The sequence below is a fragment of the Candidatus Marinimicrobia bacterium CG08_land_8_20_14_0_20_45_22 genome, assembly GCA_002774355.1.
Lineage (GTDB): Bacteria > Fidelibacterota > UBA2242 > UBA2242 > UBA2242 > 0-14-0-20-45-22.
In genome coordinates, this window is record PEYN01000174.1 from 1 (window position 1) to 1,631 (window position 1,631).

General features: G+C 40.4%; 3 protein-coding genes. 2 read left to right on the forward strand and 1 reads right to left on the reverse strand.

Annotated elements, in window-relative coordinates; translation table 11 throughout:
* The coding region (locus COT43_10195; GenBank protein ID PIS27501.1) for a multifunctional 2',3'-cyclic-nucleotide 2'-phosphodiesterase/5'-nucleotidase/3'-nucleotidase at positions 1 to 326 on the forward strand (326 nt) is incomplete at its 5' end.
* Between the two features lie 3 nt (positions 327 to 329).
* Entirely contained in the window at positions 330 to 1,001 is a 672-nt protein-coding gene (locus tag COT43_10200) for a hypothetical protein (GenBank protein ID PIS27502.1), read from the forward strand.
* Between the two features lie 69 nt (positions 1,002 to 1,070).
* On the opposite strand, the gene COT43_10205 is transcribed toward COT43_10200, so the two are convergent.
* Positions 1,071 to 1,610, reverse strand: a complete 540-nt coding sequence (locus COT43_10205) for a hypothetical protein (protein PIS27503.1) — start codon at positions 1,608 to 1,610, stop codon at positions 1,071 to 1,073.
* Positions 1,611 to 1,631 lie beyond the last annotated feature (21 nt).

Here is a 1,631-nt window from a genome sequence, read left to right on the forward strand (position 1 = left end):
CGCTCATTGAAGACCGCGTTACTGGAAATAGCCGGGGCATGTTGGTTTCTGGCGCAAAAGTCTTAATCGATAGAAGGAAGCCGGATGGAAACCGTGTCAAGTCTTTTACAATTGGCGGCAAACCGATTGATCCAAAGAAGATATACAGGTTGGCCGTTTCCGATTATCTCGCGGAAGGAAATTCTGGATTTGATCGCCTGACGCAAGTTGCGCCAGAACATATAATTTTTACCGGAACATTGCTTAGACAAACGATGATTGACTATGTTCGCAAACATGCGCAAATCACCTCGACGCTTGATGGACGATGGAAAGAAATAAAATAAAACATGGCGATATATCGTATCACTAATCGAAGAATATCCCGCATATTCTCGATATTGATCCTGATCTTTTCTTCTGCCTTATCCCAAAGTGAAAATAAATATTTTTTGACGTACGACGATTTTATTAAAGGGACAGAAACGTCTATCCAATCGGTTCTTCACCGTCCGTTTTATCGCGCACACTTTGAAAAGGGAATAATGACCGAGTTGGCAACAATTGATTCCACAGGTTCTTTGAAACGCGTGGCTTTGTATCGATATGGAAAATCCGGCAATCTTTCTAATATTCGCGAGATAGACTCGAGAGGACAAATTATAGAAGAGATTTCTTTTCTACCCGACACTTTGCAAGAAAAATTAATGCGGTTAAAATTGGGGAGCGAATGGAACCCATCGAGTGATGAATTCTCAACTCGAACTCTGTTCGATTCAACTGCCAGACAGATTGAACATCTCATTTATGCTATTAACGGCGAATACATTGGAAAAATCGGATATTCGTACAATGAACACGGCGACTTGATCGAAGAAACATGGGAAGATGGAATAAATAACCGTTTGCTTGAACAGTATAAATTTTCGTTTAATTATTCCGATTCAATTCAAACGATCGAGCAATATGATGCTCATGGAAAATTAGTCAGTTCGGTTAAACTCCGGATATTATCCAAATAAAGACGATTTCAACTTCTGGCTGAGCGATATCGCTTGTTGCACCAACGGCGAATTCGAATCGGCATCTTTCTATGAATTTAAAAAATGCTGAAGATAAATGGTTGCTTCAGTTTTTCGTCCGATGGATAAATTGAATTCGCTTAGTGCAACGAGCGCCGGAGCATAATTTGGGTTTATGGCGACCAAATTCATCAAGCCGTCGATGGCAGATTGAATTTGTCCTGCTTTCCCTCTGGATAAATACTGAAAATAACGGGTGGATACAGAAGTCGTTGTATCGAATAAAATAATCGCGGCTTGATTGTACTCATTTCCGGCTTCGGAATAATTCCCGGACTTAAATGCAAGTTTACCTTCGAGAAATGCGAAACTGACGAGAGTCGAACGTTGTGAATTATTATCGGGATGTTTTTCTACATAGTAAAGCAAATCTTTGTAATTCTGCCGTGCAGAGGCCAGATCATTCTTCTCGATGTTGTACTGACAAAGTCGGTATAAATAACTCCAATCATCAGCGACGTTACGGACTTTGACAAGTTCACGTTCCATTCCGCGAACGTCATGAAGCGTACGATAGATGTTGAATCGAAAAACCGATAGATTTTCCATTGATTGGGGACTTTTGAAATA

Bases quoted from the DNA above. Each gene is read 5' to 3' on its own strand.
- COT43_10200 (PIS27502.1), top strand. From the start codon at position 330: ATGGCGATATATCGTATCACTAATCGAAGAATATCCCGCATATTCTCG.
- COT43_10205 (PIS27503.1), bottom strand. From the start codon at position 1,610: ATGGAAAATCTATCGGTTTTTCGATTCAACATCTATCGTACGCTTCAT.